General features: G+C 55.3%; 24 protein-coding genes and 1 pseudogene. 18 read left to right on the top strand and 7 right to left on the bottom strand.

Features of this window, described 5'->3' with window-relative positions; genetic code table 11:
• Window positions 1-116 precede the first annotated feature (116 nt).
• The 4 genes and pseudogenes from rluB to V6942_RS00285 all read left to right on the top strand — a co-directional run bounded on the left by rluB (window position 117) and on the right by V6942_RS00285 (window position 5,934).
• Complete coding sequence (gene rluB / locus V6942_RS00300; RefSeq protein ID WP_106929050.1) at window positions 117-1,019, top strand: 23S rRNA pseudouridine(2605) synthase RluB; 903 nt, start codon at window positions 117-119, stop codon at window positions 1,017-1,019.
• Between the two features lie 181 nt (window positions 1,020-1,200).
• Window positions 1,201-2,562, top strand: coding sequence for an MFS transporter (locus tag V6942_RS00295; RefSeq protein ID WP_182965539.1), 1,362 nt, complete (start codon window positions 1,201-1,203; stop codon window positions 2,560-2,562).
• A gap of 18 nt (window positions 2,563-2,580) precedes the next feature.
• Window positions 2,581-4,938 (top strand): annotated as a pseudogene (locus V6942_RS00290) (beta-glucosidase).
• Window positions 4,939-4,956: 18 nt separating this feature from the next.
• On the top strand, window positions 4,957-5,934 hold the full coding sequence (locus V6942_RS00285; protein WP_106929044.1) for a helix-turn-helix transcriptional regulator: 978 nt from the start codon (window positions 4,957-4,959) through the stop codon (window positions 5,932-5,934).
• Here the strand turns inward: V6942_RS00285 and cobO are convergent.
• Window positions 5,906-6,496: a cob(I)yrinic acid a,c-diamide adenosyltransferase gene (cobO, locus tag V6942_RS00280; RefSeq protein ID WP_106929043.1), complete on the bottom strand. Its 591-nt coding sequence runs from the start codon at window positions 6,494-6,496 to the stop codon at window positions 5,906-5,908. The two genes, V6942_RS00285 and cobO, sit on opposite strands and share 29 nt — an antisense overlap.
• Window positions 6,493-7,254 (bottom strand): YciK family oxidoreductase, encoded by a 762-nt coding sequence (locus V6942_RS00275; RefSeq protein WP_182929038.1) that lies wholly within the window; start codon window positions 7,252-7,254, stop codon window positions 6,493-6,495. Before V6942_RS00275 ends, cobO begins: the two co-directional genes overlap by 4 nt.
• Before the next feature lie 253 nt (window positions 7,255-7,507).
• Between V6942_RS00275 and sohB the strand changes: the two genes are divergently transcribed.
• Entirely contained in the window at window positions 7,508-8,554 is a 1,047-nt protein-coding gene (gene sohB / locus V6942_RS00270; protein WP_182929037.1) for a protease SohB, read from the top strand.
• Between the two features lie 82 nt (window positions 8,555-8,636).
• Here the strand turns inward: sohB and V6942_RS00265 are convergent, their stop codons facing one another.
• Window positions 8,637-8,888, bottom strand: a complete 252-nt coding sequence (locus tag V6942_RS00265; protein ID WP_106929037.1) for a YciN family protein — start codon at window positions 8,886-8,888, stop codon at window positions 8,637-8,639.
• Between the two features lie 395 nt (window positions 8,889-9,283).
• Here V6942_RS00265 and topA point away from each other — a divergent pair, with 395 nt between their 5' ends.
• From topA to acnA, 5 genes are all read left to right on the top strand, one after another.
• A complete protein-coding gene (gene topA / locus V6942_RS00260; RefSeq protein WP_106929035.1) occupies window positions 9,284-11,881 on the top strand; it encodes a type I DNA topoisomerase in 2,598 nt (865 codons plus the stop codon).
• A gap of 180 nt (window positions 11,882-12,061) precedes the next feature.
• Window positions 12,062-13,036, top strand: coding sequence for an HTH-type transcriptional regulator CysB (gene cysB, locus V6942_RS00255; protein ID WP_035892921.1), 975 nt, complete (start codon window positions 12,062-12,064; stop codon window positions 13,034-13,036).
• Window positions 13,037-13,375: 339 nt separating this feature from the next.
• Window positions 13,376-13,492, top strand: coding sequence for a YmiA family putative membrane protein (locus tag V6942_RS00250; protein ID WP_333500685.1), 117 nt, complete (start codon window positions 13,376-13,378; stop codon window positions 13,490-13,492).
• A 1-nt stretch (window position 13,493) separates the two neighbouring features.
• Entirely contained in the window at window positions 13,494-13,661 is a 168-nt protein-coding gene (locus V6942_RS00245) for a hypothetical protein (protein WP_181358024.1), read from the top strand.
• Window positions 13,662-13,877: 216 nt separating this feature from the next.
• Window positions 13,878-16,553 carry an aconitate hydratase AcnA gene (acnA, locus tag V6942_RS00240; RefSeq protein WP_333500684.1) on the top strand — a complete coding sequence of 892 codons (2,676 nt, stop codon included), beginning with the start codon at window positions 13,878-13,880 and terminating at the stop codon, window positions 16,551-16,553.
• Window positions 16,554-16,646: 93 nt separating this feature from the next.
• Here acnA and V6942_RS00235 read toward each other — a convergent pair whose 3' ends face one another.
• Complete coding sequence (locus V6942_RS00235; protein ID WP_333500683.1) at window positions 16,647-17,327, bottom strand: AraC family ligand binding domain-containing protein; 681 nt, start codon at window positions 17,325-17,327, stop codon at window positions 16,647-16,649.
• 116 nt (window positions 17,328-17,443) lie between these two features.
• On the opposite strand from V6942_RS00235, the gene V6942_RS00230 reads away from it, so the two are divergent.
• From V6942_RS00230 to V6942_RS00220, 3 genes are read left to right on the top strand one after another with little or no spacing between them, the layout of a single operon-like run.
• Window positions 17,444-18,334: a carbohydrate ABC transporter permease gene (locus V6942_RS00230; RefSeq protein WP_106929027.1), complete on the top strand. Its 891-nt coding sequence runs from the start codon at window positions 17,444-17,446 to the stop codon at window positions 18,332-18,334.
• Window positions 18,327-19,229: a carbohydrate ABC transporter permease gene (locus V6942_RS00225; RefSeq protein WP_182929033.1), complete on the top strand. Its 903-nt coding sequence runs from the start codon at window positions 18,327-18,329 to the stop codon at window positions 19,227-19,229. Before V6942_RS00230 ends, V6942_RS00225 begins: the two co-directional genes overlap by 8 nt.
• Before the next feature lie 12 nt (window positions 19,230-19,241).
• Window positions 19,242-20,369: an ABC transporter ATP-binding protein gene (locus V6942_RS00220; protein WP_106929023.1), complete on the top strand. Its 1,128-nt coding sequence runs from the start codon at window positions 19,242-19,244 to the stop codon at window positions 20,367-20,369.
• A 46-nt stretch (window positions 20,370-20,415) separates the two neighbouring features.
• Here the strand turns inward: V6942_RS00220 and ribA are convergent, their stop codons facing one another.
• Window positions 20,416-21,006 (bottom strand): GTP cyclohydrolase II, encoded by a 591-nt coding sequence (ribA, locus tag V6942_RS00215; RefSeq protein ID WP_106929021.1) that lies wholly within the window; start codon window positions 21,004-21,006, stop codon window positions 20,416-20,418.
• A gap of 167 nt (window positions 21,007-21,173) precedes the next feature.
• Here ribA and pgpB point away from each other — a divergent pair, with 167 nt between their 5' ends.
• From pgpB to yciH, 5 genes are all read left to right on the top strand, one after another.
• A complete protein-coding gene (pgpB, locus tag V6942_RS00210; protein ID WP_333500682.1) occupies window positions 21,174-21,899 on the top strand; it encodes a phosphatidylglycerophosphatase B in 726 nt (241 codons plus the stop codon).
• Between the two features lie 169 nt (window positions 21,900-22,068).
• Window positions 22,069-22,377 (top strand): LapA family protein, encoded by a 309-nt coding sequence (locus V6942_RS00205; protein WP_106929017.1) that lies wholly within the window; start codon window positions 22,069-22,071, stop codon window positions 22,375-22,377.
• A 6-nt stretch (window positions 22,378-22,383) separates the two neighbouring features.
• Window positions 22,384-23,553, top strand: coding sequence for a lipopolysaccharide assembly protein LapB (lapB, locus tag V6942_RS00200; RefSeq protein ID WP_106929014.1), 1,170 nt, complete (start codon window positions 22,384-22,386; stop codon window positions 23,551-23,553).
• A 149-nt stretch (window positions 23,554-23,702) separates the two neighbouring features.
• A complete protein-coding gene (pyrF, locus tag V6942_RS00195) occupies window positions 23,703-24,437 on the top strand; it encodes an orotidine-5'-phosphate decarboxylase (protein WP_181358023.1) in 735 nt (244 codons plus the stop codon).
• On the top strand, window positions 24,437-24,763 hold the full coding sequence (gene yciH, locus V6942_RS00190) for a stress response translation initiation inhibitor YciH (RefSeq protein ID WP_333500681.1): 327 nt from the start codon (window positions 24,437-24,439) through the stop codon (window positions 24,761-24,763). The genes pyrF and yciH overlap by 1 nt, the downstream gene beginning before the upstream one ends.
• A 58-nt stretch (window positions 24,764-24,821) precedes the next feature.
• Here the strand turns inward: yciH and osmB are convergent, their stop codons facing one another.
• Window positions 24,822-25,040: an osmotically-inducible lipoprotein OsmB gene (gene osmB / locus V6942_RS00185; RefSeq protein ID WP_064545993.1), complete on the bottom strand. Its 219-nt coding sequence runs from the start codon at window positions 25,038-25,040 to the stop codon at window positions 24,822-24,824.
• A 278-nt stretch (window positions 25,041-25,318) separates the two neighbouring features.
• Complete coding sequence (locus V6942_RS00180) at window positions 25,319-26,068, bottom strand: DNA-binding transcriptional regulator YciT (RefSeq protein ID WP_106929009.1); 750 nt, start codon at window positions 26,066-26,068, stop codon at window positions 25,319-25,321.
• Window positions 26,069-26,120: the final 52 nt, after the last annotated feature.

The following is a 26,120-nucleotide window of genomic DNA, read 5'->3' as shown; positions in this document are numbered from 1 at the left end:
GCCTGCGCTGTTGTAAAGCGCCGCTGCCGGCCTGTTTATGCGGCCCGGTGTATACTTCCCGCGCGGCTAATGAAGTCTCTAAGACGCCTGTGAAGGCGACACCTGAAGGAAGCTCAATGAGCGATAAAAGCGAAAAACTGCAAAAAGTGCTGGCACGCGCTGGCCACGGCTCCCGTCGTGAAATTGAAACGATTATTGAAGCGGGCCGCGTGAGCGTCGACGGCAAAATCGCCAAGCTGGGCGATCGCGTTGAAGTCATCCCTGGTCTCAAAATTCGTATCGACGGGCATCTGATCTCCGTTAAAGAATCCGTAGAACAAATTTGTCGCGTTCTGGCTTATTACAAGCCGGAAGGTGAACTGTGTACGCGTAACGATCCGGAAGGGCGTCCGACCGTGTTCGATCGCCTGCCTAAACTGCGTGGCGCACGCTGGATTGCCGTGGGGCGTCTGGACGTCAACACCTGTGGTCTGCTGCTGTTTACTACCGACGGTGAGCTGGCTAATCGCCTGATGCACCCAAGCCGTGAAGTTGAACGTGAGTACGCGGTACGTGTGTTCGGTGAGGTCGATGACAATAAGGTGCGTCAGCTTTCCCGCGGCGTGCAGTTGGAAGATGGCCCGGCGGCGTTCAAAACCATTAAATTCAGCGGTGGTGAAGGTATCAACCAGTGGTACAACGTGACCCTGACTGAAGGCCGTAACCGTGAAGTACGCCGCCTGTGGGAAGCCGTTGGCGTGCAGGTTAGCCGACTGATTCGCGTCCGCTACGGCGACATTCCGCTGCCGAAAGGCCTGCCGCGCGGCGGCTGGACCGAGCTGGATTTGGCGCAGACCAACTATCTGCGTGAGCTGGTTGAACTGCCGGCAGAAACGTCCTCAAAAGTGGCGGTGGAAAAAGACCGTCGCCGTATGAAGGCCAACCAGATTCGTCGCGCCGTGAAGCGCCATGCGACCACCGGCAATAGCGGTAACGGCGGCAACCGTCGTTCCAGCACGCGTAACAACCCGAAAGGGTAATGACGTAGGTTCCGGCGGGCGTCCGCCGGAACCATCTTCTCGTTTTCATTCTCTCCTGTGATTGCATTCACACTTCTGTATAAAGACAAAAAACAGGAATTCCCCAGACAAAGAACGCAAAGTGATAAAATAACCCCCGCCATATACTGTCGCTACAGATTACTTAAACAGGTAGCCCGAAATGGAAACAACCCAAAAACTCTCGGCAAGCTATGTGGTTATCGGCGTAAAAGAAAAAATTGGCTATGGCTTTGGCGATTTTGCCTCTAATTTATCCTTCGGTTTTGTTTCGCTCTTTTTATTATTTTTCTATACCAACATCTACGGCATTAGCGCCGTTCAGGCGAGCCTGATATTTGTGATTGCGCGGGTGGTTGACGCCATTTTCAATATTCTGATTGGCTTTGCGATTGATAAAACCCACAGCCGTTACGGCAAGCTTCGCCCCTGGTTATTATATGGTTCAATCCCCCTTGGGTTATTAACCGTACTCTGCTTTCTGCCGTTTGGCGGTGAGGTGAAATTCTGGTTTGCGCTGTGCTCGTATACCCTTTATTGCCTGGCGTATACCGCCGTCAATACGCCGTATTCGGCCATGACTAACCGCTTAACGCAGCATGAATCCTCGCGTTCATCGCTGTCCGTATATCGCTTCGTGCTGGCGATTGTCGGCTATCTGATTGTATCAACGACTGCAGATATTCTGATTTCTCCGTTTGATGACAAGCAAATGGGCTACGTTTTTGCCGTTTCCTGTTTTGCGCTGCTGGCGACGTTTTTGTTCCTAGCCTGCTTTGGCATGACCAAAGAGCGCGTGGGGGCAGAGGAAGATACGCCCGCGCCAACGCTGCGTGAAATGTTCCGTGCGGTAATGGGGAATGCGCCGTTGATTAACCTGTCTCTGTTTACCGTCTTTTTCTATATTGCCTATACGGTCTGGATGGCGATTGCTATCTACTTTATTAAATACATTATTGGTAATGAAGGTTTTACCTCCTCTTTCTTTATGATCCAGTCTGCGGCCTATATTTTGGGGACCGTCATTTCTGAGAAAGTCATCGCCGTCATGGGCAAAAAGAAAATGACCCTGGTGGCGCTGCTGATAGGCGTACTGGGGATGCTCATGCAGTATTTTGTTGCCGGTCATAATATCTGGCTGATTATGACCGGCGTCTGTTTATTCAGTATTACGCTAGGCATGGGATTCGTCGCCATGTGGTCAATGATTGCCGATACCGTTGAGTATGCTGAATGGCACCATGGCGTGCGTACGGAAGGCGCCATATACGGTTTCTTCAATTTCATCACCAAAATTGCCATGGCTATCGGCGGCGGCTGTGCCGGATGGATGCTCGATTACTACCACTACGATGCGGCTAACGTGAGCGCCAGCGCGCTGGCGGGAATCAATATTCTGATGACGCTGTTCCCCGGCGCGATGTTTGCGATCGGTGCCATCTTTGTGGCCAGTTACGCGCTGGATGAGAAAACCTATCGCGACATCGTACAAAAAATCAGCCTGCGTAAGCAGAATGCGCTTTAACCTCAGGGAGTCAGAGAAATGAATCGTGATTTTACCAGCATCATTACGGCAATGAGCGCCGAAGAGAAAGTTGCGCTGCTTACCGGAAGCGGCCTGTGGCGCACGGCGAACCTGCCACAGCATGGCATCCGCGACATTGTGATGACCGACGGCACCTATGGCGTGCGCTACAGCAGTGCGCAGATAGACGGTAGCGAGAAGTGGAGCATGGATGACTTCATCTCCGTCATCACGCAAACCGCCAATCAGGCCAGCGCTGAATAATCGGCCGCGAAAGGGGGCAGTGAGGCTCTGTTTAGCGCGTCACTGCCGGCAACCTGCTTCCCGAACGGCTCCAGTCTGGCCTGTAGCTGGGACAGTGAACTGGTCTACCAAATGGGGCAGGCGCTTGGGCGTGAGTGCCAGCATATGGGTGTCGGCATTCTGCTTGGGCCGGGGATCAATATTCGCCGTACGCCGCTGGCCGGGCGCGGTTATGAATATTATGCCGAAGACCCGGTTGTAAGCGGCGATATTGCCGCCGCGCTGATTAACGGCCTGCAGGATGAGGGGGTGGGGGCAAGCCTCAAGCACTTTGCTGCCAACAACTCGGAATACCGTCGTACCGAGATGGATTCGATTATTGAAGATCGCGCGCTGCGTGAAATCTATCTCGCGGGGTTCCAGCGGGCGATTGCGAAGTCGCAGCCGTGGACGGTGATGTCCTCCTATAACCGCCTCAACGGCGTGCAAACCTCTCAGGACCCGTTCCTGCTGACGCAGGTGCTGCGTGAAGAGTGGGGATACGACGGTCTGGTGATGTCTGATTGGTACGGCGTGAAAGATCGCCCGGCGTCGCTGCTGGCGGGCAACGATCTGGCCATGCCGGAAACGCGTCGCGATAAACAGACGCTGCTGGCGGCCATTGAGGAAGGGACTGTACCGATGGCGGTGGTGGATCGAGCCTGTCTGCGAATGCTGACGCTACTGGATAAAGTACATCGTCACCGGCGGCCTGACGTGCAGGCAGACTTCCCTGCACATCACGCGCTGTCTCAACAATTGGCTGCTGAATCCATTGTATTGTTGAAAAATGAACACGATCTTCTGCCGCTGCGTGCGGAAAAAACGCGACGTATTGCCGTTCTGGGCAAGCCCGCGCAGGAGCCGGTTATTCAAGGTTCAGGCTGTGCAACCACGGTACCGTACCTGCTTGACCGCCCGCTGGACGAAATTTTTGACCTCGCCGGGGACGATTTCAGCGTGAGCTGGGCGGTAGGGGCACCGGATGATGTCCACAGTGACGAAGCCGCGCTAGCGCAGGCGAAAGCGGTGGCCCAGGAAGCTGACGTCGCGGTGATTTTTGTCAGCACGGCCGTCGGTGAGGACGGTGAAAACGGCGATCGCCAGGATCTGAATATTCTCGCCGTGCATGAGCGGTTGATCCGCGAAGTCGCCTCGGTACAGCCTAATGTCGTGGTGGTGCTGGCTAACAGCGATGCGGTCGTGATGCCGTGGCTGGGGGAATGTAAGGCGCTACTGGAGACGTTCTTCGCCGGGCAGGGCATGGGGCGCGCGGTGGCCGAGATCCTCTTCGGTTTGCGTAACCCCAGCGGTAAGCTGACGGTGACGGTGCCAAATACGCTGGAAGAGACGCCCGCCTGGCTGCATTACCCGGGGGAAAACCTGCGCCATCACTACGGCGAAGGGCTGTTTGTTGGCTACCGCTACTATGATAAACGCCGCCTGACGCCGCTGTTCCCGTTCGGGTTCGGCTTAAGCTACACGCAATTTACCTACGCGAATTTGACCCTGGAGGCCACTCGGTTAGGGGCGGAGGACACGCTGGCGGTATCATTTGATTTGAGCAACGTGGGCCAGATTGACGGTAAAGAAGTCGTTCAGCTTTACGTCAGCGCGCCGCAGGGCGAGCTGATTCGTGAAGTCCGTGCCCTGAAAGCTTTTGATAAAATTGCGTTGGCGGCCGGGGAAACGCGGCGGGTAACGCTGAGGCTGCCGGTTGCGGAGCTGGCTTGCTATCATCCGGGGCTGGCAGATTGGCTGGTAACCCCGGGGACATGGCAGGTCCAGATTGGCGGCTCTTCCCGTGACCTGCCGTTGCAGGCGGAATTTACCGTTGACTGCCCGGCTCGCCATGTTCCGTTGCGCGACGATAACTCGCTGCAGCAGCTGATTCAGCAGCCGGAAGCGTTTGCCCGCGTGGTGCAGCTGATTAGCGATAAAAGCCATCTGCCTGCGGATCGGGTGCGGGAAAAGCTGATTCGCCTGGCCCCGGATCTGTTTTGCGGCCTGCTGATTGCATTGACGGAGTTCCTTGCGCTGGATATTGAGCGCGATGAGCTGAATGCAGTACTGGCAGGGCGGCCTTACCCGTAAGTACACAGGAGAGCGCGCGTGTTTCCTTTTTCAGTCACTCACCCGGGCCCGGTGGTACAAACCGGGCGGCAGACGGCCCACAGCGGCTATGAGCTGATTGCCTTCGACGCCGAGAAGCTGAACGTATTTGCCGCGGAGGTTCGCTACTGCGAACCCCACTGGCATCTTGCGCCGGAGCTTATCACCGTCCTCAGCGGCCGTTTTTCATTGACGGTTGGTCAGCGCAATGTGGAACTCGGGCAGGGGGAGATGCTGTACATCAATGCGGAAGAGGTACACGCGCTGAGTGCGCTAGAGGACGGGAGTCAACTGGTGACCGTCCAGTTTTCCCCCGGACTTTTTGATGAGCTGCACCCGGCGCCGGTACTGGACTGGCGGACATCTCGCCAGGCGCCGACTGACGCAGCTCGGCAGGTGTTTCAGCGGCTCATCGCGCTGCTGGCGCAGATTATTGATGAACGTGCGCCGTTTCAGCGCATCGCGGCAATTTACCTGTTGCTGGATGCATTAGTTGCCGGCGGCAAACCTACCCAGCGGGCGGAAAGTACGCTGCGGGAAGAGGCGATGATAAAAGAAGGCATTGACTACATTAACCAGCATTTCGACCGGCCGTTGACGCTTAGCGATGTCGCCCACCATAGCGGCATGAGCTACTCGTGGTTTTCCAGGCTGTTTAAAAAGGTCAGTCGACACAATTTTAAAGAGTATCTGACGCTGGTGCGGCTCAACAAAGCCCGCACGCTGCTGCGTGATACGCGAACGCCGATTACGGAAATCAGCCACAGCTGCGGTTTTCAGGAGCATAAATCGCTCATCGCCGCGTTTAATAAATACTGTGGCCTAACGCCGACCGAATACCGAAAGCGCTTTATTTCGCGTCAGAATCTGGCGGAGAGTACCCTGGCACAGGGGGAAGATTGCCTGTGCCTGCCGCTCAACCGCGCGTTGCTCGACAGGCTCACGCTGCTTAGTAATCGATGCCAATCTGCGCCTTGATTCCGGCTTCGAACGCGTGTTTTACCGGGCGCAGTTCGCTGACCGTATCGGCATAGTCGAGGATGTCACGGTGACAGCCGCGACCGGTGATGATGACCGTCTGGTGATGCGGGCGGCTTTTCAGCGCGGTTAACACCTCTTCCAGCGGCAGATAATCATAGGCCACCATATAGGTCAGCTCGTCGAGCACCACCATATCCAGGCTATCGTCGGCCAGCATTCGTTTGGCATGCTGCCAGACTTCAAGGCAGGCCGCCGTATCGCTTTCGCGGTTCTGCGTATCCCACGTAAAGCCGGTCGCCATCACCTGAAACTCAACGCCTAGCGGCTCAAGCAGGTTGCGTTCGCCGTTAGGCCACGTGCCTTTAATAAACTGAATCACGCCGACGTTATGGCCGTGGCCCACAGCTCGGGTGGCGGTGCCGAAGGCGGCGGTGGTTTTACCTTTACCGTTGCCGGTAAAGACGATCACGATCCCCCGGCTATCCTGGGCGGCGGCGACGCGGGCGGCCACGCGCTCTTTTACGCGCTGCTGGCGTTCACGGTAACGTTCATCACTCATTGGGCAATTCCTGGTTTACGCCCTGGCTGGGCATCAAAAGTCATACCGGTTTTCCGCCGGCTATCGTCGCCCATCAGCCACAGGTAAAGCGGCATAATATCGGCAGGGGTTTTTAACTTCATTGCATCTTCCGTCGGGAACGCACTGGCGCGCATTTTAGTGCGCGTGCCGCCCGGGTTAATGCAGTTTACGCGCAGATGGCGGCTTTGGTACTCCTCGGCCAGCACCTGCATCATACCTTCGGTGGCGAATTTAGACACCGCGTAGGCCCCCCAGTTAGCGCGGCCCTCGCGCCCGACGCTGGAGGAAGTGAAGACCAGTGAACCGGCTTCAGATTCCAGCAGCAGCGGCAACAGTGCCTGGGTGAGCATAAAGGTGCCATTGACGTTCACCTGCATCACCTGCTGCCAGACCTGCGGATCCTGCTCGGCCATCGGGACCACGTCGCCCAATAGCCCGGCGTTGTGCAGCACGCCGTCAAGGCGCGGGGAGTGCAAACGGATTCGCTGCGCAAGCTGCTGGCAGTCCTGCGGGGTGCAGGTTAACAAATCCAGCGTGTAAATGTGGGCAGGCAATTCGCTGATTTTGCTGATTTCCTGCGCAACTGAACGCAATTTTTCTTCGCTGCGGCCCAGTAAAATGACGCTGGCGCCGTAGCGCGCGTAGGTGATTGCGGCTTCCCGACCGATGCCGTCGCTGGCACCGGTGACCAGAATGATACGGTTTTGCAACAAGTCGAGCTGGGGTTGATAGTGCACGGTTGCTCCTCTATGGCCCTTGCTGACCATATTTTATGTACTTTTCATGGCTTTTGGGCTTTATGCCTGAATCTGCTCGCTATTTCAATCAGCGAGCCGGAGATACAACGTCTGATTAACAATTTGCAATGATTTCATTTGCAAAAAAGTCATCTGGAAGCCGCCTCGAAGGCTGATACTCGGGCCGAGACGCGCCGGGCTCGGTGTTGTACACTGAGCGACAGAATATGTGATTTTTGTACAAGGTGGATGTGTGGAATTACTTTTTCAGTATGGTCTGTTTCTGGCGAAAATCGTCACCGTTGTCGTTGCCATCGCCGTGGTGGCGGTGCTGATTGTTAATCTGACGTCGCGTAAGCGGCAGCGCGGCGAGCTGCGGATCACCAACTTAAGCGAGCAGCACAAGGACATGCAGGAAGACTTAGCCGTGGCGCTGCTTGATGGCCCGCAGCAGAAGCTGTGGCAGAAAGCGCAGAAGAAAAAGCTGAAGCAGGAGGCGAAAGCCGCGAAGGCGAAGGCTAAACAGGGTGAGTCGTCAACATCCAGCAAGCCGCGCGCCTGGGTTCTGGATTTTAAAGGCAGCATGGACGCTCACGAAGTGGCCTCGCTGCGCGAAGAGATTACCGCCGTATTGACGGTTGCGACTCCGCAAGATCAGGTGGTGCTGCGTCTTGAAAGTCCTGGAGGGGTGGTGCACGGCTATGGTCTGGCGGCTTCCCAGCTACAGCGTATCCGCGATAAGCAAATCCCACTGACGGTGGCGGTGGATAAAGTCGCCGCCAGCGGCGGCTACATGATGGCCTGCGTGGCGAACAAAATTGTTGCGGCGCCGTTTGCGATCCTCGGTTCCATTGGCGTGGTGGCGCAGATCCCGAACCTGAACCGTTTTCTGAAAAATAAAGACATCGACGTAGAGCTGCATACCGCCGGCCAGTATAAGCGCACGCTGACTCTGCTGGGCGAGAACACCGAAGAAGGGCGACAGAAGTTCCGCGAAGAGCTCAACGAAACCCACCACTTATTTAAAGACTTCGTGAAAGCGATGCGTCCGTCGCTGGACATCGAACAGGTTGCCACCGGTGAACACTGGTACGGTTCGCTGGCGCAGGAAAAAGGGCTGGTGGATGAAGTGGGCACCAGCGATGAGCTGCTGCTGGGGCTGATGGCCGACCATGAAGTGGTGAACGTGCGCTACACTCAGCGTAAAAAAATGATGGATCGCTTTACCGGCAGTGCTGCAGAAAGCGCCGATCGTCTGATGATGCGCTGGTGGCAGCGTGGGCAGAAGCCGATGCTGTAAGAGGCCTCCGTCTGAAATGACGACGCCCGGTAAACATCGTTTACCGGGCGTTTTTGTTGGGGCTTAGGCCAGGGCCTTACGCTCAGTCAACCAGGTGATACTTTTCAGATAGCTCGTGGGCGAGATACTTGAACATATTAAACACGGCTGTGCTTTTCGGCGTCGGCAGGCCTTGTTCATCCAGGAAGTACTCTCCGCTGAAAACCAGCACGCCGTTACGCTGTTCAACGCCCGTTGCTTCAATTCCGGCCAGGGTATCTTCGTGTTCGCGGATAAGGCGATTGGCTTCAATCAGCAGCGTCTGACGATCGATAGGTTGGCTATTCTTTGACATATTCAACTCCTCAACATTCTCGCGCTAGTGTACGCCGGGAGGATGCTGTGGGCAAATATTCCCGACGTTTACCAGGGGCAATCATTTTATCGCAAAGTTGGCACGAATGGTGTTTGCATGCTAATAAAGTTGCGTAACGAATTTTATCAGGTACAGTGTGACGCTTTCGGCAATCTGGCAGCAGATTTGCTTGACATTCGACCAAATATTCTTCGTGCTATAGCACCTGACGAAAAAAAGTCTGTAAACTCAGCCGCCTGGCCGCTTGCCTCAAAAGCCGGTCAGTAAAGGGTTGATATCCATTGGCGTTGCCGCAACATACAAGGTTTGTCGCCAGTGGGATGTGGAACATGTGCGATGTATTCCTGGAAGAATCAAATTAGGTAAAGGTGAATATGGGTAAAGCTCTCGTTATCGTTGAGTCCCCGGCAAAAGCCAAAACGATCAATAAGTATCTGGGTAATGACTACGTGGTTAAGTCCAGCGTCGGTCATATCCGCGATTTGCCGACAAGTGGCTCAGCCGCCAAAAAGAGCGCTGACTCTACCTCCACCAAAACGGCCAAAAAGCCTAAAAAGGATGAACGAGGCGCGCTGGTTAACCGCATGGGCGTCGACCCATGGCATGACTGGGCGGCACACTATGAAGTGCTGCCAGGCAAAGAAAAGGTAGTTTCGGAACTCAAACAGCTGGCGGAAAAAGCCGACCACATCTATCTCGCAACCGACCTTGACCGCGAAGGGGAGGCCATTGCATGGCACCTGCGGGAAGTGATCGGTGGAGATGAAACGCGCTACAGCCGCGTGGTGTTTAACGAAATTACCAAGAATGCGATTCGTCAGGCTTTCGAAAAGCCGGGCGAACTGAATATCGACCGTGTTAACGCCCAGCAGGCGCGTCGCTTTATGGACCGCGTTGTGGGTTATATGGTCTCGCCGCTGCTGTGGAAAAAGATCGCCCGTGGTTTATCCGCCGGTCGCGTACAGTCCGTTGCGGTGCGCCTGGTCGTAGAGCGCGAGCGCGAAATTAAAGCCTTCGTTCCAGAAGAGTTCTGGGAAGTTGACGCCAGCACCACCACGCCGAGCGGCGATGCGCTGGCGCTGGAGGTAACCCATCAGGGTGACAAGCCGTTCCGTCCGGTAAACCGTGACGAAACCATGGCGGCGGTCAGCCTGCTGGAAAAAGCCAGCTATAGCGTGCTGGAACGTGAAGATAAGCCGACCAGCAGCAAGCCGGGTGCGCCGTTTATTACCTCCACGTTGCAGCAGGCGGCAAGCACCCGTCTGGGCTTTGGCGTGAAGAAAACCATGATGATGGCGCAGCGCCTGTATGAAGCGGGCTACATCACCTACATGCGTACCGACTCAACCAACCTGAGTCAGGATGCGGTCAACATGGTTCGCGACTATATCGGCGATAACTTCGGTAAAAAATATTTGCCGGAGAACCCGAACCAGTACGCCAGCAAAGAGAACTCGCAGGAAGCGCACGAAGCGATTCGTCCTTCCGACGTTTCCGTTCAGGCGGAAGCGCTGAAAGACATGGAAGCGGACGCGCAGAAGCTGTATCAGCTGATCTGGCGCCAGTTCGTGGCCTGTCAGATGACGCCGGCACAGTATGACTCCACCACGCTGACCGTGAAGGCCGGGGATTTCAAACTCAAAGCGCGCGGTCGTACGCTGCGCTTCGACGGCTGGACTAAAGTGATGCCAGCGCTGCGTAAAGGCGATGAAGACCGCACGCTGCCGATGGTCAACCAGGGCGATAAACTGAGCCTGGTTGAACTGACCCCTGCGCAGCACTTCACCAAACCGCCTGCGCGCTTTAGCGAAGCATCGCTGGTGAAAGAGCTGGAAAAACGCGGAATTGGCCGTCCGTCTACCTATGCGTCGATCATTTCGACCATTCAGGACCGCGGCTACGTGCGTACCGAAAACCGTCGTTTCTACGCGGAAAAAATGGGCGAGATCGTCACCGATCGTCTGGAAGAGAACTTCCGCGAGCTGATGAACTACGACTTTACCGCGCAGATGGAAGACCACCTCGACCGCGTGGCGAACCATGAAGCCGAGTGGAAGCAGGTGCTGGATCTGTTCTTTGGTGATTTCACCAAGCAGCTCGAAAAAGCTGAGAAGCCGCCAGAAGAGGGCGGCATGCAGCCGAACGAGATGGTACTGACCAGCATCGACTGCCCGACCTGTGGCCGTAAGATGGGGATTCGTACCGCCAGCACCGGTGTGTTCCTCGGCTGTTCCGGCTACGCGCTGTCGCCGAAAGAACGCTGCAAAACCACCATTAACCTGGTGCCGGAAAACGAAGTCCTCAACGTGCTGGAAGGCGACGATGCCGAAACCAACGCGCTGCGCGCCAAACGTCGCTGCCAGAAATGCGGCACGGCGATGGACAGCTACCTGATCGATCCGAAGCGTAAGCTGCACGTTTGTGGTAACAACCCGACCTGCGACGGCTACGAGATTGAAGAAGGCGAGTTCCGCATCAAGGGCTATGACGGTCCGATCGTCGAGTGTGAAAAATGTGGTTCTGAGATGCACCTGAAAATGGGGCGTTTCGGTAAGTACATGGCCTGCACCAATGACGAATGTAAGAACACGCGTAAAATTCTGCGTAACGGTGAAGTGGCGCCGCCGAAGGAAGATCCGGTGCCGCTGCCGGAGCTGCCGTGCGAGAAGTCTGACGCCTATTTCGTGCTGCGTGATGGCGCCGCTGGGGTATTCCTGGCCGCTAACACCTTCCCGAAATCACGTGAAACTCGCGCGCCGCTGGTGGAAGAACTGTTCCGCTTCCGCGACCGTCTGCCGGAGAAACTGCGCTACCTGGCCGACGCGCCGCAGCAGGATCCCGCGGGCAACAAAACGATGGTGCGTTTCAGCCGTAAAACCAAACAGCAGTACGTTGCCTCTGAAAAAGACGGCAAAGCGACGGGCTGGTCAGCGTTCTTCGTTGACGGTAAATGGGTCGAAGCGAAAAAGTAACGTTTTTCATCAAAACATCACAAAGGGCCGCATTGCGGCCCTTTTTTATAACCTCGTTATTATTTTTTGTTTCCATCTATACACACTTGCTATAAATGATATAGTGGTTATAGCCGATGCATTTCTTATGATTAAATCGTCTTTATGATCGATTTCTGAGTACAGACTGGATACAACCGCATGAAATTACAGCAGCTCCGCTATATCGTTGAGGTGGTAAACCATAACCTCAACGTCTCCTCTACCGCAGAAGGGTTATACACTTCACAGCCGGGTATCAGTAAGCAGGTCAGAATGCTGGAGGACGAGCTGGGTATTCAGATTTTCGCCCGTAGCGGTAAACATCTGACGCAGGTTACCCCCGCTGGACAGGAAATTATCCGCATTGCGCGAGAGGTGCTGTCGAAGGTTGACGCCATCAAGTCGGTTGCCGGGGAGCACACCTGGCCGGATAAAGGCTCGCTGTACGTGGCGACAACCCATACGCAGGCGCGCTATGCGCTGCCGGGCGTGATTAAAGGCTTCATTGAGCGCTATCCGCGCGTGTCCCTGCACATGCACCAGGGGTCGCCGACTCAGATTGCCGAGGCGGTCTCTAAGGGGAACGCTGACTTTGCTATTGCTACCGAAGCGCTGCATCTTTATGACGATTTAGTTATGCTGCCGTGCTATCACTGGAACCGTTCTATCGTGGTGACGCCGGAGCATCCGCTGGCGTCGAAAACGTCGGTCACCATTGAAGAGCTGGCGCAGTACCCGCTGGTCACTTACACCTTCGGCTTTACCGGCCGCTCTGAGCTGGATACGGCATTTAACCGTGCGGGCCTGACGCCGCGCATCGTCTTCACCGCTACCGATGCGGACGTGATTAAAACCTACGTGCGTCTGGGGCTCGGGGTGGGGGTGATTGCCAGCATGGCGGTCGATCCGATTTCCGACCCCGATCTGGTGAAGCTCGATGCGGACGGTATTTTCAGCCACAGCACCACTAAGATAGGTTTCCGTCGCAGCACCTTCCTGCGTAGTTATATGTATGATTTTATTCAGCGTTTCGCCCCACATCTGACCCGAGATGTAGTGGATACAGCGGTTGCGCTGCGCTCGAATGAAGATATCGAGGCCATGTTTAAAGATATTAAGCTGCCTGAGAAGTAATCCGTAATGATTATCCGCCTTCAGCCCTTGAAGGCGGAAATGCTTATAATACTCCCCAATAATCCCCTGTTTTTTATGCTGTCATCCTGCAATTTCAAGAAGTAAGAATTGTTTCTATTAGCCATTTAGCCACAAAAGTAGAAATAAATTTAAGGTAAGGCAAACTTCTTCGCGTAAATAACCCATGGCTGTCAAAAGATTAAATAAATCTCCGCCGCGGGTTCGTAAAATCGCTGGATCTTTGCTTAAAATTTACTTAGGATTTATCTCAATGATGATTAGTTGTAACAATTAATTGGTGTGAAAGTGATAAGTAATATCGATTGTGAGAGGGCGGTAATGGCGTCAGAAAATAAAGCATCAGGCGTGAAACGTAAAGCCTGGCTGAGCGTGTTCCTCGGGTCTGCGCTGTTCTGGATTGTCATTGCGCTGCTGATCTGGAAATTCTGGGGCTGACATGCTGGCGTCCGAACGCGTTAAGCCGAAGAAACCTCGCGCCCCGTTGGTAGAGAAGCCGGCCCGCGATGATGAGAATAAGGTTAAGCTCCCTGAAGAATGGAAACTGACGCCGGAGCAAAAGGAATTTATCGAACTCTTCAATCAGGATGAGAATAAGAAACAATAACAATATAGCTGTTTTGCCGCCGTCCGATCCCTCCTGTTTACCAGCCTGCTATTCCCCTTAGCTATTTATTACGTCCCATCGCTGTCCCTGAATAAGGCGTTGATCGCATTTGTCATTCCGAGCCCTTTTCCGGCGTGTTCGGGCCTGTGTGTTATCTTTAATAAGGACCCTAAGGAGTGTCTGAGTACCGCAATTCCCGCCATTTAAGGAGGAGCTATGTCGTCAACCCTACGAGAGGCCTGCAAGGAAACGCTACAGGTCGATAATAAAACGTACCACTACTACAGTTTAGCGCGCGCCGCTGAAGCCTTGGGCGATCTCTCCCGCCTGCCCAAATCACTCAAAGTCTTACTTGAAAACCTGCTGCGCTGGCAGGATGGCGACTCGGTTACCGCGCAGGATATTCAGGCGCTGGCCGGCTGGCTTCATGGTGCCCATGCGGACAGAGAAATTGCCTATCGCCCTGCGCGCGTGCTGATGCAGGATTTCACCGGCGTACCGGCGGTGGTGGACCTGGCCGCCATGCGTGAAGCGGTAAAACGGCTGGGCGGCGATACCCACAAGGTTAACCCGCTGTCGCCGGTCGACCTGGTGATTGACCACTCGGTGACGGTGGACCGCTTTGGCGATGATGAGGCGTTTGATGACAACGTCCGCCTCGAAATGGCGCGTAACCACGAACGTTATACCTTTTTGCGCTGGGGGCAGCAGGCCTTCAGCCGCTTCCGCGTCGTGCCGCCGGGCACCGGTATTTGCCACCAGGTCAACCTTGAGTACCTTGGCCAGGCGGTGTGGAGCGAACAGCAGGGCAATGAATGGGTTGCCTATCCCGACACGCTGGTCGGCACCGACTCGCATACCACGATGATTAATGGTCTGGGTGTTCTGGGCTGGGGCGTCGGGGGTATTGAAGCCGAAGCGGCGATGCTGGGGCAGCCGGTCTCCATGCTGATACCTGACGTGGTGGGCTTTAAGCTGACCGGTAAGCTGCGTGAAGGCATTACGGCCACCGACCTGGTCCTGACCGTTACTCAGATGCTGCGTCAGCTTGGCGTCGTGGGTAAATTTGTCGAATTTTACGGCGATGGGCTCGACGCTTTGCCGCTGGCAGACCGTGCCACGATTGCCAATATGGCGCCGGAGTACGGTGCAACCTGTGGTTTTTTCCCGGTTGATGAGGTTACCCTTGGCTATATGCGGTTGAGCGGGCGTAGCGACGCGCAGGTCGCGCTGGTAGAAGCCTACGCCAAAGCGCAGGGGATGTGGCGACAGAGCGGAGACGAACCGGTATTCAGTCAGACGCTGGCGTTGGATATGGGCACTGTCGAAGCCAGCCTGGCTGGGCCGAAGCGCCCGCAGGACCGCGTTGCGCTGGGCAGCGTACCGAAAGCCTTTAGCGCAGCGACGGAGCTCGAGGTTAACGGCGCGCCGCGTGCGAAACCGGCCGTTGGCTTCACGCTCGATGGTAAACAGCATGCGTTGCCGGAAGGGGCGGTGGTGATTGCGGCCATCACGTCGTGTACCAACACGTCCAATCCCAGCGTGCTGATGGCCGCCGGGCTGTTGGCGAAAAACGCCGTCGCGCGCGGCCTGAAGCCCAAACCCTGGGTCAAGGCCTCGTTGGCACCGGGATCGAAGGTGGTGTCCGAATATCTGGATTACGCCGGGCTGACGCCGTATCTCGACCAGTTGGGCTTTAATCTTGTCGGCTATGGCTGTACAACCTGTATCGGCAACTCCGGCCCGCTACCGGAACCGATTGAGCACGCGATCAGGCAGGGCGACTTAACCGTTGGGGCGGTGCTCTCCGGTAACCGTAACTTTGAAGGGCGTATTCATCCGCTGGTGAAAACCAACTGGCTGGCTTCTCCGCCGCTGGTGGTGGCCTATGCGCTGGCGGGCACCATGACGGTTGATCTGACGCAGGAGCCGCTTGGGGAGGATAGCCTGGGTAACACGGTATATCTGAAGGATATCTGGCCGAGCAGCGCTGAGATTGCGCATGCGGTGCAGCAGGTGTCGACCGATATGTTCCATAAGGAGTATGCAGAAGTGTTCGCGGGGACGCCGGAGTGGAAGGCCATCAGCGTGCCTGCCTCTGATACCTATGGCTGGCAGGCGGATTCAACCTACATCCGGCTGTCGCCGTTCTTTGATGAGATGGGCGTAACGCCCGATCCGGTTGAGGATATCCACGGTGCTCGCGTGCTGGCCATGCTCGGCGATTCGGTAACGACCGACCATATCTCCCCTGCGGGCAGTATCAAGGCCGATAGCCCCGCTGGCCGCTATTTGCAGGAGAACGGCGTCGCCAGCCGCGACTTCAACTCCTACGGCTCACGCCGCGGTAACCATCTGGTCATGATGCGCGGGACGTTCGCCAACATCCGTATCCGCAATGAGATGGTGCCTGGCGTTGAAGGGGGAATGACGCGACTGCTGCCGGGCAACGACGTGATGTCTATCTATGACGCGGCCATGCAGTATCAGGCCCAGGGAACGCCGCTGGCGGTGATTGCCGGTAAAGAGTACGGCTCAGGATCCAGCCGCGACTGGGCGGCAAAGGGCCCGCGTCTGCTGGGCGTTCGGGTCGTTATTGCCGAATCGTTTGAACGTATTCACCGCTCGAATCTGATCGGTATGGGCATTCTGCCGCTGGAGTTCCCGCAGGGCGAAACGCGCAAAACGCTGCAGTTGACCGGCGAAGAGCGGATTGATATCGGCGGGTTACAGCAACTGAAGCCCGGCGCAACTATTCCGGTGCTGTTCACCCGCGCGGACGGTCAGCAGCAAACCGTGCTGTGCCGCTACCGAATTGATACGGCAACCGAGCTGACCTACTACCAGAACGACGGCATTTTGCATTATGTGATTCGCAATATGCTGCATTAAAAAAAGGGGGCCGGTGACGGCCCCCAAAACGGACGATTGCAAAAGGGAAAACGGACCCGGCATGTTGAACAGCATCATTAATGCGTTCATGCTCTACACCACTCGCGCTAAAACCGATTTATTAAACTTTCTTGCCAGATAGTCGATGCTCAACTCATCGTTGGCGTAATTATGATGTAAATAATTCAGCAAATAAATGATTGAGTCTTCTTTTACACGGTTATTAATAATCAGAGAAATATGACCGCGCTGCAAGAATATTGCCAGCTGTATTAATAACGTTTCGAGCATCAGGGGGCGGTGAGCGAGTTCATTAATCAACTCTTCATTTAATTGATTCGTGTAAAAGGCGCTGTGAACAAGAGTTTGATGGGTCGCCATAAACTGTTTTTCTGGCGCAAATTCGGCGAGGAGGGCGAGCAGCGGCGGTGTGAGAAAGGCCGGACGAATCAGAATATTCAGCAGCGACAGCTTTTCCACTTTCTCAAAGTAGTGCTCTTCATGCGGGGCCACCACGAACACGGAACCGCGGCTGATGGGCCAGGAAATCCCGTCAATGACGTGCATGCCGCTGCCGGAGGAAACGCAGACCATTTCATAGAAATCGTGAGCGTGCAGCGGGCAGATATCCTGATCGGCAATATGTTTAATCATCAATGAGGCGTTATCTGGGAAATAGGTCGCGTGGCGACGTAGTGTCATAGCCGGCACCTCCAGAAATATATTGTTTTTCAATAATACAACCTGATAAAGAAAAATGAAATGTTCTTTCATTAATCTGTGTGGCTTCACAGCTAATTTTTATTAGCTGCTATTTAATGCCGTGGCAAGACGGCTTTTTCGACCGTAAGGAGACAACCGCAGCATGTTTTTATATATTAGAGGAATCTATGAACGAAAATAAACTATTAGGTCTGGCATGGATCTCGCCCTACATAATAGGGTTACTGGTGTTTACCGCATTCCCCTTTGTATCATCGTTCCTATTGAGTTTTACTCAATACGATCTGATGAGCCCGCCGCAGTTTACCGGTATTGAAAACTACCGGTATATGCTGACGGAGGATGGTCTGTTCTGGAAGTCCCTTGGCGTGACCTTTGCATACGTTTTTGTCACGATTCCCCTCAAGCTCGCGTTTTCGCTGTGCATTGCCTTCGTGCTTAACTTTAAGCTGCGTGGCATCGGTTTTTTTCGCACGGCTTATTACATTCCCTCGATCCTCGGCAGTTCGGTCGCGATTGCGGTGCTGTGGCGAGCGCTGTTCGCCATTGATGGGCTGCTGAACAGCTTTATTGGCGTATTTGGCGTTGACCCGATTAACTGGCTTGGGGAGCCGCCTTTAGCGCTGCTCTCGGTCACGCTGCTGAGCGTATGGCAGTTTGGTTCGTCGATGGTGATCTTTCTCGCTGCATTACAAAACGTCCCGCAGTCGCAATATGAAGCGGCGATGATCGACGGTGCGACAAAATGGCAGATGTTTTTGAAAATCACTGTGCCGCTGATTACCCCGGTTATCTTCTTTAACTTCATTATGCAAACCAGCGGTGCCTTTCAGGAATTTACCGCGCCGTACGTTATCACCGGCGGCGGCCCAACGTATTACACCTACCTGTTCTCGCTGTACATCTATGATACCGCCTTTAAATACTTCGATATGGGCTATGGCGCTGCGCTAGCGTGGGTGCTGTTCCTGGTCGTGGCTACCTTCGCCTTACTTGCCTTTAAATCGTCGAAATACTGGGTGTTTTATTCTGCCGATAAGGGAGGCAAAAATGAGTGAACTGACCCACCAGACCCCTTCGGAAATGGCAGCCGCGCGCGAGGTTGCACGTACGCTGCGGCGTGAAAAGATCAGCCGCAACATCCGTTATACCATCCTGCTGCTGGTGGGGCTGCTGATGCTTTACCCGCTGGCGTGGATGTTCTCAGCCGCGTTTAAACCGAACCATGAAATCTTCACCACGCTGAGTCTGTGGCCTTCACACGCCACCTGGGACGGCTTTATTAACGGCTGGAAGACCGGTACGGAATATCACTTCGGTCATTACATGCTCAACACCTTCAAGTACGTGATCCCGAAAGTTATTCTGACCATTATCTCCTCGACCATCGTGGCCTACGGTTTTGCCCGTTTTGACATCCCAGGGAAGAAATTCTGGTTTGCAACCCTGATTGCCACCATGCTGCTGCCGAGCACCGTGCTGTTGATTCCTCAGTACCTGATGTTCCGCGAAATGGGCATGCTCAACAGCTATCTGCCGTTGTATCTGCCCACCGCATTCGCCACTCAGGGGTTCTTCGTCTTTATGCTGATTCAGTTCCTGCGCGGCGTGCCGCGTGACATGGAAGAAGCCGCGCAGATTGATGGCTGTAACTCCATTCAGGTGCTGTGGTATGTGCTGGTGCCGATTCTGAAGCCGGCGATCATCTCCGTGGCCCTGTTCCAGTTTATGTGGTCGATGAACGACTTTATCGGTCCGCTGATCTACGTCTACAGCGTGGATAAGTACCCGATCGCCCTGGCGTTGAAAATGTCTATCGACGTCACCGAAGGCGCGCCGTGGAACGAAATTCTGGCTATGGCAAGTATCTCCATTCTGCCTTCGATCATTGTCTTCTTCCTGGCGCAGCGTTACTTCGTCCAGGGTGTCTCCAGTAGCGGAATTAAAGGTTAAAAGGAAAATATCATGGCTGAAGTGATTTTTAACAAACTGGAAAAGGTGTACTCCAACGGCTTCAAAGCGGTGCATGGTATCGACCTGAAAATCGCCGAAGGCGAATTCATGGTGATCGTCGGGCCATCCGGCTGCGCTAAATCGACGACCCTGCGCATGCTGGCAGGGCTTGAAACCATCAGCGGCGGCGAAATTCGCATTGGTGACAAGGTGGTGAATAACCTCGCGCCGAAAGCGCGCGGCATCGCGATGGTGTTCCAGAACTATGCGTTGTACCCGCACATGACCGTGCGTGAAAACCTGGCGTTCGGCCTGAAGCTGAGCAAAATGCCGAAAGAGCAGATTGCGGCCCAGGTGAACGAAGCCGCCAAAATCCTCGAGCTGGAAGAGCTGCTGGACCGTCTGCCGCGACAGCTCTCCGGTGGGCAGGCGCAGCGTGTGGCCGTGGGCCGCGCGATTGTGAAAAAGCCGGACGTGTTCCTGTTTGATGAACCGCTGTCTAACCTTGACGCTAAGCTGCGTGCGTCGATGCGCATCCGGATTTCTGACCTGCATAAACAGCTCAAACAATCGGGTAAGCCGGCGACCACCGTTTACGTCACCCACGATCAAACCGAAGCAATGACCATGGGCGACCGCATCTGCGTGATGAAGCTGGGTCATATTATGCAGGTCGATACCCCGGACAACCTCTATCACTATCCACATAATATGTTTGTTGCCGGGTTTATCGGCGCGCCGGAGATGAACATCAAACCGGCGAAAATACTGAAAAAAGCGGACGGGCTGCACGTGACCGTTGGCCACGATACGCTGCCGCTGAGCGCCCAGCAGCAGCGTAAAGTCGTCGGCCACATCGACAAAGACGTGTTCTTCGGCATTCGCCCTGAATATGTTGCGGTATCAGTCCGTCCGTTCGCGGAAGGCGGCGGTAGGGGCACGCTGATCCGTGCGGAAAATATGGGCCATGAGTTCTTCCTCTATCTGCAGGTAGGGGAGTTTGAAATGACGGCGCGAATACCGTCAGACGATGCGAAAGAGATCCTTGATGCCGGTCTTCACCGCCCGGTTTGGTTTTGCTTTGATATGGAGAAATGTCACATCTTTGATGCGCAGAGCGAGCTGAATATTTCGCTGTAGGGTGGGGGACGGTCGCCGTTCAGGAACGTAACGGCGACCGCAAATATTACTTAGTCAGCAAATGCCCCATCTTGGCCGCTTTGGTGTCAAGATAGTGGGCATTTTTCGGGTTACGGCCAACGATCAGCGGCACGCGTTCCACGATATTGATTCCCGCTTCGGTCAGAATTTCGACCTTCTTCGGGTTGTTGGTCAGCAGACGCACCGCGTCAACGCCCAGCAGCTTGAACATATCGGCGCACAGGGTGAAGTCGCGCTCATCGGCGGCAAAGCCGAGCTGGTGGTTGGCTTCTACGGTATCGTAGCCCTGATCCTGCAGCGCATAGGCACGAATTTTATTCAGTAGACCAATGTTGCGACCCTCCTGGCGATGATACAGCAGGATCCCACGGCCTTCTTCCGCGATGTGCGACAGCGCGGCTTCAAGCTGGAAACCACAGTCACAGCGCAGGCTGAATAGCGCATCGCCGGTCAAACATTCAGAGTGTACCCGCGACAGCACCGGCGTTTGCCCGGTAATATCACCAAAAACCAGCGCGACGTGGTCGTGCCCGGTTGCCAGTTCTTCAAAGCCCACCATCAGGAAATCGCCCCAGGGGGTTGGCAGTTTGGCTTCTGCCACACGTTTAAGCTGCATGTGATTCTCCAGATTATGTCAGCGCCAACGACGCCTTCTGTTTTCCTTATTTTGCCACAACGTGCTTTACTTCACCTAATCGTGCGCGGGCGACCGCCGTTAAAGCGCACAAAATTGACACTTTATTGGGTTTCCACACTGTGACATCGCTGAAAAAAGGAAGAAAAATGCCGACCATTGCCACGCGAACCCTTATTGGAGCCGCCATACTTTTACTGATGCCGCTCGCGGTGTGGATAACCGGCTGGCAGTGGCTTCCGGGGCCGAGCGGCTGGGGGCTCAAGGCGCTGTACGCGGTAACGGAAACGGTCACTCAGCCCTGGGGGATTATCACCCATCTGCTGCTATGCGGCCTGTTTGTCTGGGCGCTGCGCCCGCGTCCGCGTGGCGCGATTGTGCTGGTGTTGATTCTGAGTGCAGCGGTTGTGCTGGGGCAGGGGGCAAAATCGCTGGTGAAGGGCATGGTGCAGGAACCCCGGCCGTTTGTGGTCTGGTTGGAAAAAACGCAGCAAATCCCGGTTGAGCAGTTCTACACTTTAAAACGGAGCGAACGCTCGGCGTTGGTCAAAGAGCAGCTGGCGCAACAGAGTGATATTCCCGGTTTTTTACGCCATCACTGGCAAAAAGAGACCGGTTTTGCGTTCCCGTCAGGACACACCATGTTTGCCGCAACTTGGGCTCTGCTGGCCGCCGGGCTGCTGTGGGCGCGGCGTCGCGCGATTGCGGTAGCGCTGATGATGGCCTGGGCGATTGCCGTGATGGGCAGCCGTCTGCTGTTAGGGATGCACTGGCCGCTGGATTTGATGGTGGCCACCGTCATGTCGTGGGTGCTGGCGACGCTCGCCGGCTGGCTCGCCGTGAGGTACTGTGGGCTGCTGGAAAAAGAGACATAAAAACAGGGCGCGAAGCGATGAAAAGGGGAAAAGGGTTGATTTCCTTCGTTGTCACCCATAGATCCTGGTCTTACAGAACGCTTTTCCATTTCGTCGCCGCGGTGAAGATGTTATTTTATAAGGCTGGATGCTGTGTTAACACTGCAGAAGCCGCATAACGGGAAGTCATGTGAAATACTTACTCATATTCTTATTAGTGTTAGCGATTTTCGTCATTTCAGTAACGCTGGGTGCGCAAAACGATCAGCTTGTGACCTTCAACTATCTGCTGGCACAGGGTGAATTCAGAATTTCGACGCTGCTTGCGGTGCTGTTTGCCGTTGGCTTCGCCATTGGTTGGCTGGTTTGTGGCCTGTTCTGGCTGCGTGTGCGCGTGTCGCTGATGCGTGCGGAACGTAAAATCAAACGACTGGAACATCAACTTGCCCCAGAGACGGCCCCAGCGGTAACGCCGGCGGCAGCGGCGGCGAAGGAATAATTATCTATGCTGGAGTTGTTGTTTCTGCTTTTGCCTGTCGCCGCTGCCTATGGCTGGTATATGGGCCGCAGAAGTGCGCAACAGTCCAAACAGGACGAAGCGAACCGCCTGTCGCGTGACTACGTGGCAGGGGTCAACTTTCTTTTAAGCAACCAGCAGGATAAAGCGGTTGACCTGTTCCTCGACATGCTGAAAGAGGACACCGGCACCGTGGAAGCGCACCTGACGCTGGGCAACCTGTTCCGTTCACGCGGCGAGGTTGATCGGGCTATCCGCATTCACCAGACGCTGATGGAAAGCGCCTCCTTAACTTACGACCAGCGTCTGCTGGCGGTGCAGCAGCTTGGCCGCGACTATATGGCCGCCGGGCTGTACGACCGCGCCGAAGATATGTTCAGCCAGCTGGTCGACGAAACCGATTTTCGCATTAGCGCGTTGCAGCAGCTGTTGCAAATTTATCAGGCTACCAGCGACTGGCAGAAGGCGATTGATACCGCCGAGCGGCTGGTCAAACTGGGTAAAGACAAACACCGCGGCGAAATTGCCCACTTCTGGTGTGAACTGGCGCTTCAGCAGATGGGCAACGACGAGCTGGATAAAGCCCTGTCGTTACTCAAGCGCGGCGCGGCGGCCGATCCGTCCAGCGCCCGTGTCTCCATTATGATGGGCCGCGCGTGGATGGCGAAAGGCGACTACGCCAAAGCCATGGACAGCCTGCTGCGGGTGATTAACCAGGATAAAGAACTGGTTAGCGAAACCCTCGAGATGCTGCAAACCTGCTATCACCAGTTGGGCAAAGACAAAGAGTGGGAACCGTTCCTGCAGCGTTGCGTGGAAGAAAACACCGGCGCAGCGGCCGAACTGATGCTCGCGCAGGTCGTGGAGCAGAGCAAAGGCAGCGACGCGGCGCAAACCTACGTTACGCGCCAGCTCCAGCGTCACCCGACGATGCGCGTGTTCCATAAGCTGATGGACTACCACCTCAACGAGGCGGAAGAAGGGCGCGCGAAAGAGAGCCTGATGGTACTGCGCGACATGGTTGGCGAACAGGTGCGCAGCAAGCCGCGCTACCGCTGCCAGAAGTGCGGCTTCACCGCTTATACGCTTTACTGGCACTGCCCGTCGTGCCGGGCATGGTCAACCATAAAACCAATTCGCGGCCTTGATGGGCAGTAATTGTAAAAAAACGCCCCCCTTAGTTACAACATACTTTAATTTCCCCACCGTTGCCGCCTCTGCCATTGTGCCTGCTGGGTCACGCAGGTAGAATGCTGCCCGTTTACCTTTTCTGCACCGCGCGTGCCCATCAACAAGAAGGTCCAGTCATGTCCGTTGCTTCATCTTCTTCTCGTATCGTCACATCCTCTCCCGTTGTTGTTGCTCTCGACTATGATAATCGCGATAAGGCGCTCGCCTTCGTTGACCGTATCGATCCGCGCGACTGCCGCCTGAAGGTCGGCAAGGAGATGTTCACGCTGTTTGGCCCACAGCTGGTGCGTGATTTACAGCAGCGCGGTTTTGATATTTTCCTCGACCTGAAGTTTCACGATATCCCAAACACCACCGCCCACGCGGTGGCGGCAGCAGCCGATCTCGGCGTGTGGATGGTGAACGTCCACGCTTCAGGCGGCGCGCGCATGATGACCGCCGCGCGTGAAGCGCTGGTGCCGTTTGGCCACGATGCGCCGCTGCTGATTGCGGTCACCGTGCTCACCAGCATGGAGTCCAGCGACTTACAGGATCTGGGCATCGCGCTGACCCCGGCCGACTACGCGGCTAAGCTGGCGACGCTGACCAAGAACTGCGGGCTGGACGGCGTGGTATGCTCGGCGCAGGAAGCGGTACGCTTTAAGCAGGAGCTGGGACAAGCGTTTAAGCTGGTGACGCCGGGTATTCGTCCGGCTGGCAGCGCGGCGGGCGATCAGCGTCGTATTATGACGCCGGAACAGGCGCTGGCGGCGGGCGTGGACTATATGGTGATTGGTCGTCCGGTGACGCAGTCCGACAATCCGGCACAAACTCTGCGTGATATTAACGCATCGTTAAATCTGGGGGCGTAATGAGCGAGACGAACAGCCGTCTGGTTTACTCAACGGAAACCGGGCGTATTGACGAACCGAAAGTTGTCGCATCGCGTCCGAAAGGCGATGGTATTGTGCGTATACAGCGCCAAACCAGCGGGCGTAAAGGGAAGGGCGTGTGCCTGATTACCGGCATCGTTCTGGATGACGATGCGCTGGCAAAGCTGGCCGCCGAACTGAAGAAAAAATGCGGCTGTGGCGGTGCGGTGAAGGACGGCGTGATTGAAATTCAGGGCGATAAACGTGACCTGCTGAAATCACTGCTGGAAGCGAAAGGCATGAAGGTGAAGCTGGCGGGAGGCTGAGTAGCCTCCATGAAAAGGGCCCCGATTTTCATCGGAGCCCTGCAATTCTGCGTGCGACTTACTTGCCAACCTGATGGCCGATAATCCCGCCAACCGCCGCGCCACCCAGCGTACCCAGGGCGCTGCCGTCCGTTAATACTGCGCCACCGATGGCACCTGCACCTGCACCCAGCGCGGTGTTACGGTCACGTTTAGACCAGTTAGAACATGCGCTCAGCGACATGACCAGTGTTACTGCTACCATCGCGGCAGCCATTTTTTTGCTCATTGAAGTCATTTTGTTTCTCCTGAATGTTTCTATTCACGGAAGCGCTACCGTCATTATAGACATCGCAGGCGGTCCTCTCCCGTAAAGCTTGTTGCGCAGGTTGTAAATTTTGCTGCTAAAAGTCACGCAAGTGATAGTTACTTCCTGTTATATCGCTAACATTAATTTTACGGTTTTGTGATGTTGTAGACAGGTAAAAACTCTTAATTCCGTGGTCGGAAAAATCTCATAGCGAGGCGGGGCGGGAAAGGGAAACAACCCGACGCGGTGCGCATCGGGTCAAGGCGTTACGGGCGTTTAACGATGTTCACGGTCAGACCCGTTTGCTCAAGCTGAAGCTGCTTTTCGGTGGTCAGATTATCGTCGGTGATCACCCGGTTGAATGCGCTCATCGGGCCGAGCGCGTAAGGGTGAATCGCACCGAATTTCGAGCTGTCGCTAAGTACAATCGCCTCGCTGCCTTTTTCCAGCACGGCGTTGACGATATCGGCACGCATCATATCGCGGCCGGTAAAGCCAGTCTCTGGCTGCCAGCCGTCAATGCCGATAAACGCCTTACTGAAATGCACCTGCTGAATATACTGACGCGTCAGTGGGCCGACCATGCTCTCGCTTTTTTTCTGGTAAATGCCGCCCAGCAGAATCACTTCCCCCGGCGTCTCTTTGAGCAGATGGGCAATATAGCTGCTGACCGTAATAATGGTGATATCCGCCTGAGTTGCCAGCGCGCGCGCGAGCAGGGCGTTGCTGCTGCCGTTTTCGATAAATACGGTTTCACCCGGACGAACCAGCGAAGCGGCAAACTCTGCCAGCTCACGCTTGAGGGCGAAGTTGTTCATCATGCGCGTTTCGACGTCTTCGCTGTCCAGCGGCACCGCATAGCCGTGGGTACGGCGCAGGTAGCTCTGTTTTTCCAGCAGGTTCAGGTCCTGACGAATCGTCACTTCCGATACGCCGGTCATTTTCGCCAGATCGGCGACGCTCATACGGCCTTTATCAATGACCAGTTGGAGAATAGTTTGCTGTCGGGCGTTCATAATAAATCGATTAATTTCTCTATGCTAAGGCGTCCGTTACGCGATGGCAGGG

The sequence above is a fragment of the Kluyvera genomosp. 2 genome (assembly GCF_036759865.1).
Lineage (GTDB): Bacteria > Pseudomonadota > Gammaproteobacteria > Enterobacterales > Enterobacteriaceae > Kluyvera > Kluyvera ascorbata_B.
The sequence above is the reverse complement of the archived record's forward strand: the minus strand, read 5'-3'. Positions and strand labels throughout refer to the sequence as shown.

Bases quoted from the DNA above. Each gene is read 5' to 3' on its own strand.
- rluB (WP_106929050.1), top strand. From the start codon at position 117: ATGAGCGATAAAAGCGAAAAACTGCAAAAAGTGCTGGCACGCGCTGGC.
- V6942_RS00295 (WP_182965539.1), top strand. From the start codon at position 1,201: ATGGAAACAACCCAAAAACTCTCGGCAAGCTATGTGGTTATCGGCGTA.
- cobO (WP_106929043.1), bottom strand. From the start codon at position 6,496: ATGAGTGATGAACGTTACCGTGAACGCCAGCAGCGCGTAAAAGAGCGC.
- V6942_RS00265 (WP_106929037.1), bottom strand. From the start codon at position 8,888: ATGTCAAAGAATAGCCAACCTATCGATCGTCAGACGCTGCTGATTGAA.
- topA (WP_106929035.1), top strand. From the start codon at position 9,284: ATGGGTAAAGCTCTCGTTATCGTTGAGTCCCCGGCAAAAGCCAAAACG.
- cysB (WP_035892921.1), top strand. From the start codon at position 12,062: ATGAAATTACAGCAGCTCCGCTATATCGTTGAGGTGGTAAACCATAAC.
- V6942_RS00250 (WP_333500685.1), top strand. From the start codon at position 13,376: ATGGCGTCAGAAAATAAAGCATCAGGCGTGAAACGTAAAGCCTGGCTG.
- V6942_RS00245 (WP_181358024.1), top strand. From the start codon at position 13,494: ATGCTGGCGTCCGAACGCGTTAAGCCGAAGAAACCTCGCGCCCCGTTG.
- acnA (WP_333500684.1), top strand. From the start codon at position 13,878: ATGTCGTCAACCCTACGAGAGGCCTGCAAGGAAACGCTACAGGTCGAT.
- V6942_RS00235 (WP_333500683.1), bottom strand. From the start codon at position 17,327: ATGAAAGAACATTTCATTTTTCTTTATCAGGTTGTATTATTGAAAAAC.
- V6942_RS00230 (WP_106929027.1), top strand. From the start codon at position 17,444: ATGAACGAAAATAAACTATTAGGTCTGGCATGGATCTCGCCCTACATA.
- V6942_RS00225 (WP_182929033.1), top strand. From the start codon at position 18,327: ATGAGTGAACTGACCCACCAGACCCCTTCGGAAATGGCAGCCGCGCGC.
- V6942_RS00220 (WP_106929023.1), top strand. From the start codon at position 19,242: ATGGCTGAAGTGATTTTTAACAAACTGGAAAAGGTGTACTCCAACGGC.
- ribA (WP_106929021.1), bottom strand. From the start codon at position 21,006: ATGCAGCTTAAACGTGTGGCAGAAGCCAAACTGCCAACCCCCTGGGGC.
- pgpB (WP_333500682.1), top strand. From the start codon at position 21,174: ATGCCGACCATTGCCACGCGAACCCTTATTGGAGCCGCCATACTTTTA.
- lapB (WP_106929014.1), top strand. From the start codon at position 22,384: ATGCTGGAGTTGTTGTTTCTGCTTTTGCCTGTCGCCGCTGCCTATGGC.
- pyrF (WP_181358023.1), top strand. From the start codon at position 23,703: ATGTCCGTTGCTTCATCTTCTTCTCGTATCGTCACATCCTCTCCCGTT.
- yciH (WP_333500681.1), top strand. From the start codon at position 24,437: ATGAGCGAGACGAACAGCCGTCTGGTTTACTCAACGGAAACCGGGCGT.
- osmB (WP_064545993.1), bottom strand. From the start codon at position 25,040: ATGACTTCAATGAGCAAAAAAATGGCTGCCGCGATGGTAGCAGTAACA.
- V6942_RS00180 (WP_106929009.1), bottom strand. From the start codon at position 26,068: ATGAACGCCCGACAGCAAACTATTCTCCAACTGGTCATTGATAAAGGC.